The organism is Emticicia sp. (assembly GCF_043780375.1).
Classification (GTDB): Bacteria; Bacteroidota; Bacteroidia; order Cytophagales; family Spirosomataceae; genus Emticicia.
In genome coordinates, this window is sequence record NZ_JAYWCU010000147.1 from 1 (window position 1) to 8,186 (window position 8,186).

An 8,186-nucleotide genomic window follows, 5' to 3' on the forward strand; every position below is an offset into this window, starting at 1 on the left:
GGAAAAATAATGGAGATATTCAGTTTCCACCCCATACTGCAAATAATGCGGGTAGAGTACCTGGACTTTTGCATTTATCATTAAAAAATAAGCGAGGAGTAAGGAAAGATTTAATATTGACCGATGCACCTGGTGAGTGGTTTGATTTCTGGAGGACCAATATTGATAGTGAAAATGCAAAAGGTGCAAAATGGATTCACGAAAATTGTAATGCTTTTCTACTTTTTGCCGATAACGAGATGCTTTCAGGAAGTAGCCGTGGCATGGCTCGACAGCAAATAACTTCCGTCGCAGACAGGCTTTTTGAAAATATAGAAAACAGGCCTCTGGGTTTTATTTGGTCAAAATCTGATATACCAATCAAAGAGCTAATGAAGGAACAGATACTTTCACATTTAAAGCAAAATCCTATTTTTCATTTTAAGGAATTTGAAACAAGTGTGAAAGAGGGAGAATCTGGTATTTTCCATAAAAACATTCTCGAATCAATACATTGGATTATTGAAAAGTTACAAAGCAATACTAATACAAAACCTGCAATAATATCTTTCAAACAAGAAGATATGTTTCTTTCAAAGAGAACAATCAATGATTAACCCAACTGACAATAATATTTTAATAATTGGTGGCCCTAATGCAGGTAAAACACATTTTGGCGGTCAATTATATGGTAGGTTAAATAATAGAAGTTTTGAATACAAAATTTCACCTAATAATCGACCAACAGACCTTACCATTTTTGCTGATGTTTTGAGTAAGTTAACAGAAGGTAAAAGAGCTGGACATACTGAAACTTCTGCAAATCGAAGTATTCAATTGGTAGTAGATGGAGTGAATGGAGAAAAAATCACATTATCATTTCCTGACTATGGTGGCGAACAAGTCAAAATGATTGTTGAAAACAGAAGAGTGAATACACTTTGGAAAAAATATATTGATACAAGTACTTCGTGGATTTTATTTGTTCGGTTAGACTCAATCGAGATTATTGAAGATATAATAAATAGAGAACTACCAAGTCCCGAAGAAATTGCGAAGAGAAATGGCCAAACGCCTCCTGTTAGATTATCAGATGCTGCTCATTTTGTAGAACTTTTACAAACTCTTCTATACATTAAAGGTGTATCTACTTTAAATAAAATCAATCAGCCTAATCTTACAGTTGTTCTTTCATGTTGGGATATTTTGAAAGAAGAATTAAAAATCAGTGATTCAGAAATTCCTGCATCAATACTAAAACAGAAACTCCCTATGTTATATAATTTCTTAGGTAATTGTTGGGAAGAAAAATCCATATCAATTATTGGGCTTTCATCTACTGAAAAGACATTAAATGATGAGCCTGATGATGATTACATAGACAGAACCCCGATAGATTTTGGATACTTTATTGATACAGAGGGTAAAAAAATACAAGATTTGACATTCGCAATTGAAACATTCATTGGCAAATAATAAAATACTTATACAACAAGCATACTATGGTGAAGTTAATAAGGCTCACGCTTGTATCACTCAGTCAGTCAAAGATTCAGACTTGACCTCATTCTTGATTGCATTTACGGATAGACCTGCGGCATTACCACCAAATATTGAGTTAATGCCCTATCTCTCTGGAACGAAATATGCAAATTATTACATCTTCACGAAGACGTTTCCTGACAACTTAGCATCAAGAGCAGGTATGGTTTTTACCCATGCCCTAATTTTAAATATAAATGACATAGCTTGCATTAATTTACTTGAAGACATTTTTATAAATTTTATAGGTTCAGTCCCTAAAATAAGAGAAAGTTTAGAGCCTATTACTATTTCCACGGCAGAAGAAAATTTCAATTCACAACAAACAGAACTTCTTCCAAAATTCATACAAGCAATCATATCATCTCTTATAAAGGGGGTTTCGCCAATTTTATTTTCAGGAGATATAGATACATTTGAAGAGGTATTACAAAAGATTTGGAATTTCCCAGATGTAAATTTTAGAAAAAAAATAAAATTTAGAACAAGTTTTACTCCATCAGATATTTCAGAAGTAAGCGACCTAACTATTGTTTGTATTCAAAAAGAGTTTATATCAAAGTGGACTGGACAAAATGTAATAAAATCAGATGATGATGAATTGGTAAGTTTTACATCTAAAGCCGAAGCACTCTTTTTAGGTATTGTAGATGATAATCCCTTTAATAGCTTTCTCCAAGAGCTTAACATCAAAAACTTAGAACTTTCTATTTTAGGTCAATGTGCTGGTTTATATGATGCTTACACATCACTAATTACGATTGAAAACCCTGATACTTTAAGGCAAAATGTTCGGATATTATCTAAAGTTTCACCACATCCTAATCATGGCGAAATAATAAAGAATCGTTTTTTGGAGAAACTTGAAGTACTAATTTCTACTGGTCGAGATACTAATTTAAAAGCTCTTAGAAATATTAATTGGCAAACTTTTAGTAATGGAGAATCAAGGATTAGTAGGTTAGTTACAGATTTTATAGATACAGAATTTAAAAAAACTACGAACTTACAAACTAATATATTAGCCGAGATATTAAATTGTTCTATTACAGAAGAAAAACAAGTTTGGCATTTTGCAGTATATGATTCATTTCAAAGAATATGTTCAAGTGTTGATACCAAGATACTTTTAAATCTTTGGAAACTGATAGATTTTTCTCAAAAAACCTTGTCAGAACTTCTCTCATTCATTCAATTTTCACAAGAATCTAATTTTACAAATACAATTCCCAATAAATTAAAACTGGAAACAGTCGAAAAGTTAGAAGGTTTTGCAAATGGAAAAAAATGGTATCTTTTCCATTCTAAAGTACTTTTAAAATATTACACAATAAGTGATGTTTTAAAGAAACAGTTAATTTTAGAAAAGAATTTACCACTAAAAGATTCAGTTGGTGTAAAGTACTTAGTTAGTCTGTTAAACGACAGAGAATTTTTAAAAGCAGCTCTACTAATTCGTGACGAGAAATTAGCCGAATTAGTGGCCGAAAGAGTTATCAAAAATAAAAGCGTTCTTGAAGAATTAGATGTCGCAAACACTTATTGGAACAAAATTTGGGCATTTTCATTAGAAAAAACACGGAATATTAGTTTTGGAATTGAAAATAAAGAGAAAAATATTTTAAATTCGGTTTTTAATTTAATTAATTCAAGCATTTTTGTTGAAGGAATTATTATTGAATTAATTGCAAATTCTTCATTTTCCGATATTTCTACATATCCCAAACGCTCAGAATTATGGGAAAAGATTCCATTAAAATATAAAGATAAGTTTTTAGACATAACCGCAAAGTCAATATTAGGCCAATTTTTATCTAATCAGATTCTATTTGATTCAATAGAAAAGGAAATCTCAGATAAGATTACCTCAGACTCATTTATGTCTAATTTTCTGAATACTTATCAAAATGATATTGATTCTGTAATCAAAGTATTTGAAACATTCTCAAATCTGAAAGATATTTTCCTTTCTGATTTTATAAAATATTATAAATATTCAATTACTGCAATTATATCTCAAAGATTGGGGCGTTTAGTCAGTCATAAACGGTTTGAAGAGACAGCAAAAAGTATTTATGATAAATCAAAATACGATTATACTTTTAAAAATGCTTTAGATGAATGTAAAGATTTGGTTAAAATTACTTGGTTTGATGAGATATTTTCAAGCCATTTAAAACAAAATAAACATAGTAAAATCCCTAAAAATAGTATGAACAATAGTACAATGGAAAAACAACCACTGCCTACAGTTGTAATTTTGACGGCAATAAAAGAAGAGTATGCAGCAGTAAGACTACATTTAGAACAAATAAATGATATAGACCAAAATGATTCTGGTTATGAAGAAGGTTATTTTCAATTTAATGGAAAAATAGTTGCAAGAGTTATTATTAGGGAATGTGGAGCAAAAAATACAAGTGCATCTCAAGAAACTGAAAGAGCAATTCAATATTTTTCTCCAAATATGATTTTATTTGTTGGGATAGCTGGGTCAAGAAAACCAAAAGATTTTTCAATTGGTGATGTAATCTTTCCAGAAAAAATATATTCTTACGAAGGAGGAAAATCTGAAAAAGATTCTTTTAGGTCAAGACCTGACTTAACAAATACTACCTATACATTGCTGGAAACCGCCAAAAAAGAAAGAAGAAAAGAGGATTGGAAAATTCTGATTAAAAATGACTCACATAAAAATGTTAAGGCTGATTTAGGTATAATAGCATCAGGTGAACAAGTTGTTGAACACGTTTCCTCAGAAATAGGAGAAATCCTTACAAAGCATTTTAATGATACATCGGTTATCGAAATGGAAGGATTTGGCTTTGGCAAAGCAGCATCAAGACAAGGAAGAGAAACAAGTTATATGTTAATAGGAATTATTCGAGGAATTTCTGATATACTTGAGCAAACGCAACAAAGTCAAGATGAATCAGGCAAAGATAGGAGACCAGATAATGCTAAACAATTCGCTTCTGATACTGCGGCCGCATTTGCTTTTTGGTTGGTTTATAAAACTTATGCTTAGTTTACTTTGAGCTATCATACAATAAGAAACAATTTCAGCTCCCACCCCTCCATCAGTGCTGAAAAAGCACCGATTCCGCTCGCACACAGGCACATTGCTTGTCAGCTTTGCGACAATCAATAAGCCTGTTATGGCTTAGCTACATTGATTATTAGAGTTGTTGCGATGACATTATGTTAATTTTTAATATTAAAATTCCATAAACCAGCACAGACTTCAATTGCATCATTGTACAAATTGTAGTCATGATTTCTGAGCCTATCGGAAAGAAATCTGTATCGTTTCAATCCTCCGATAGCGTGTTCAACACAAATTCGTTTTTTTGATTTTTTAGTATTTTCATCTTTTTGTAATTGAGTTAGTTCACTTTTTCTTGGTTTTTTGTGTGGAATTACTACTTTTTGACATAAATAATCAGTTTCAAAGCCTTTATAACCTAAATCAAGTCTGATAGTATGATTTTCAAACCAGTTATTTTCAGGGGGAAATTCTGATTTTAGTAAACTATAATCGTGAGCAGTTCCTAAGTAACAAGGACTCAAATAATGGATATATTTATCTTTGCTTACAATGACCATTGTTTTTACTGTATGACCTTTTTTTTGCCCGAATAAAATTCCTTTTGAACTTCATCATCTTGTGGACGTTGCACTCGCTGTTCAGTTGCATCCAAAATTAAAGTTTTATGTTCTTCAAAATACGTTTTGAATTCTTCAACAGAAATAAAGTTTCGTTTAGGTAAAATTCCAATTTCTGATAGAGCTGTTTTTAGAATTTCAATACCCATTGTCTGATTTCGTTTGGCATTTGAGCCGTCAATTCCACTCACAAATCCTAATAAATCATAGGTCAAGCCCGACTTTAGACTAAAAAGTGTAAAAAATAACAGTTCAGAGTAACTCGTCATTGTTGGATTATTAGGACTTTCTGAGGTGCGTTCTTGAATAGTTTTACCGTAAAGATTTTCATAAGCCTTTTGAAAAAATGTCAAAAGCAATTCAAACTTTTCCTTGGTGAGACCTGTCGCTGACCGCCATTGTCGTTCTGTTGTTAAGTCTAAAATATCTAATTTCATCGGCGTTTTTTTACTCAAATATACTAATTTATCATCGCAACAAGTCTATTGATAAGGAACAATTTTAGTTTGCCCCACTTCATAAGTAAAACGAAAGGATAAGCGTTCGTACCTCACTTATTTACCCTTTCATTCTACCCATTTCGTTCGCACTGAGGCACACCGCTCACCAGCTCTGCGGCAATCAGTAAGCCAATTCCCCTGCTACATTGATTTTAAAATTTACTTCCAAATTTCTCTAAAAAAACTTCGAGATAATACACCCGTACTACCATATTATTTACACGCTTTCAAAGTAAAAATCTACTCAAAAACCTCATTAGCGGAAGGGAAAAGAAGACGAATCTTGTTTGCCGATTCTATCCCATTTACTTCAAAAAAAGCCGTTTCTGCCGTATCTTTATATTATCAAATAAGGAGATAATAGGTTAATAATCAGCATATTACCTCAACTAAATCATCGTTTTAATCTTAAATATTTACAGTAATGAACAAAACAATTTTAATCGGAAATGTGGGTAGTACACCCGAAGTTCGCACCCTTGAAAGTGGAACTAAAGTAGCCATTTTTTCTTTGGCAACGAATGAAAATTATACCAAGAAAGACGGCACAAAAGTAGAGCAAACAGAATGGCATCGTTTGGAAGTTTGGGGCAATTTAGCCAATGTAGCCGAAACGATTATCAAAAAAGGCGACCGTATTTGTATAGAAGGAAAAATCAGAACCGAAAAATGGGAAGACAAAGAAGGAAACCCCAAAACATCGGTAAAAATCAGAGTTGAACGCATCGAATTATTAGGCAAACGCAGAGAAGAAGTAGAAGAAAAGGCGGAAGAAGAAGCCAAACAAGCCCCCAAAGGAAACAAGAAAAAACCTTTGCTCGGTGAAACCAAAGAAAGCAATGTTGCTTTTGAAGCAAGCAAAAACGAAGGTGATTTACCATTTTAATTTTTTAATCATATAAGGGAAAAAGCCCCCTTTAATTGGCTCAAATAAACAATCAAAACAAATAAAAAAATGAGCAATCCAGTAGCACCAGTAAAAAACAACGGAACAACTGCACCAGTAGCTAAAACCGAAACAGTAGCAACCGAAAAAAGCCTTGCAACAGTTCAAAACCATCCGAGTTCCGACCAATCAAGCGTTGAAATTGTGCCACAAGTACAAATTGTCGAATCAAAAAGTGCCAATGCTGTTTTTGATAGACTTGATGAAGGTTTGAAAATGAAAGAGCAATTCAACAAAGCCAAAGAACGAGTAGGCGAATTCGAGGATTTTTCAAAAGATTATGGTGATGAAGGATTAGTTATGACCATTTCAAATGTAGGCACAGGCAAAAACATTCAAATTCAGAATGTAGCAATGATTTTGGATTTTATCAATAATTTGGTAAAAACAGGCAAAACCCACCTTAAAGCCTTAGAAACGGAAATTGTTAATTTCACTATCTAACAAGCAAAGAAAGCCCAATTTTCGGGTTGGGCTTTCTTAATTTAATCAACTATTAACGCTTAATTTTATTTAAAATGGAATCTTTAGAATGGGATATTATAGAAAAACCGATTTTTGCCAACAATAAGCAAGTTTTAGGCTATAAAGGCATTTTTCGCAATGATAATGGGCAATTATTGAACATTGCCAAATCAAGTTACACGCCCACACACAACGAAAAATTTATTGAAGTAACCGAAAAACTACACGATATTACAGGTTTTCCGATTGAAAATTACTACGATGTAGAAGGCGGAAAAAAGGTTTTGGCTTTTCTCAAATGTACTGACACTATGCAGGTTTGCGGACATGAATTTAAAGATTATTTGATGATTGGTAATAGTTTTGATGGTTCAACGGGCTTTTTTATTGGAAATAGTAATATTATGGTCAGATGTTCCAACCGTTTTTCAAGAAATTTTCGTCAACTTCAAGTAAACCATACTAAAAATAACAGTCTCCGCATTGATGGTTTGGTACAATATTTTGATATGTTTATGAAGCAACGAACGCAACTTTTTGACAAAATGGAGCAACTTTCATGGGTAAAAGTAGATGATTCCATCAAAGATGCGTTAGTTGAGCGATTAACCCGAATGAATGACGAAGAAAAATTGGGCAATGAAATATCGACCAGAAAAAGAAATATTATAACTAATCTCAATTCTTCGATTGACCGAGAATGTGCTGATTTGGGAGATAACGCTTTTGGGCTTTTTAATGGCATCACGCACTACACCACCCACATTAAAAACTCGAAAAACGCCATCTTTGGCAATCCATTTGGTTCAGCAAACGAACTCAATCAAACCGCTTTTAAATTCTGTTCGGAGTTAATAAATGCCTAAAAATTAGGGTTGCAGGTGCAGCCACTTACAACCCTAATTTAAACCTTTTTATAGCGTTTTACATAAGATAGTCTGTATGGCAGGGTTTTACTTTGTTCAAAAAATTTTGGGCTTCGCCCAATGATAGTTTTAAGTTTTTGGTGGTCATAAGCCATGTTACTCAATCTATACTACAAATGAATCAAGATGGCTATGTTTTCTTTTTTTGCTTCTTGACGTATC

8 protein-coding genes are annotated in these 8,186 nt (G+C 32.7%); 6 read left to right on the forward strand and 2 right to left on the reverse strand.

All coding sequences use genetic code 11. The annotated features are described in order from the left end of the window. The 3 genes from ACH2CJ_RS11720 to ACH2CJ_RS11730 form a co-directional block, all read left to right on the forward strand. The coding region (locus ACH2CJ_RS11720; protein WP_394992993.1) for a hypothetical protein at positions 1–596 on the forward strand (596 nt) is incomplete at its 5' end. After that, complete coding sequence (locus ACH2CJ_RS11725) at positions 589–1,455, forward strand: hypothetical protein (protein WP_394992994.1); 867 nt, start codon at positions 589–591, stop codon at positions 1,453–1,455. The genes ACH2CJ_RS11720 and ACH2CJ_RS11725, both read left to right, overlap by 8 nt. Continuing rightward, the gene (locus ACH2CJ_RS11730; protein ID WP_394992995.1) at positions 1,445–4,549 is read left to right on the forward strand and encodes a hypothetical protein; all 3,105 of its coding nucleotides are present in this window, start codon (positions 1,445–1,447) and stop codon (positions 4,547–4,549) included. The genes ACH2CJ_RS11725 and ACH2CJ_RS11730 overlap by 11 nt, the downstream gene beginning before the upstream one ends. A gap of 176 nt (positions 4,550–4,725) precedes the next feature. On the opposite strand, the gene ACH2CJ_RS11735 is transcribed toward ACH2CJ_RS11730, so the two are convergent. Both ACH2CJ_RS11735 and ACH2CJ_RS11740 read right to left on the reverse strand, forming a co-directional pair. Further along, positions 4,726–5,127 carry a transposase family protein gene (locus tag ACH2CJ_RS11735; RefSeq protein ID WP_394992996.1) on the reverse strand — a complete coding sequence of 134 codons (402 nt, stop codon included), beginning with the start codon at positions 5,125–5,127 and terminating at the stop codon, positions 4,726–4,728. Positions 5,128–5,132: 5 nt separating this feature from the next. Next, positions 5,133–5,624: a hypothetical protein gene (locus tag ACH2CJ_RS11740; protein ID WP_394992997.1), complete on the reverse strand. Its 492-nt coding sequence runs from the start codon at positions 5,622–5,624 to the stop codon at positions 5,133–5,135. A gap of 487 nt (positions 5,625–6,111) precedes the next feature. On the opposite strand from ACH2CJ_RS11740, the gene ACH2CJ_RS11745 reads away from it, so the two are divergent. From ACH2CJ_RS11745 to ACH2CJ_RS11755, 3 genes are all read left to right on the forward strand, one after another. Then, positions 6,112–6,573, forward strand: a complete 462-nt coding sequence (locus ACH2CJ_RS11745) for a single-stranded DNA-binding protein (protein WP_394992998.1) — start codon at positions 6,112–6,114, stop codon at positions 6,571–6,573. A 69-nt stretch (positions 6,574–6,642) separates the two neighbouring features. After that, positions 6,643–7,077, forward strand: coding sequence for a hypothetical protein (locus tag ACH2CJ_RS11750; RefSeq protein ID WP_394992999.1), 435 nt, complete (start codon positions 6,643–6,645; stop codon positions 7,075–7,077). Positions 7,078–7,151: 74 nt separating this feature from the next. Then, complete coding sequence (locus ACH2CJ_RS11755; RefSeq protein WP_394993000.1) at positions 7,152–7,964, forward strand: DUF932 domain-containing protein; 813 nt, start codon at positions 7,152–7,154, stop codon at positions 7,962–7,964. The last annotated feature ends 222 nt before the right edge of the window (positions 7,965–8,186 follow it).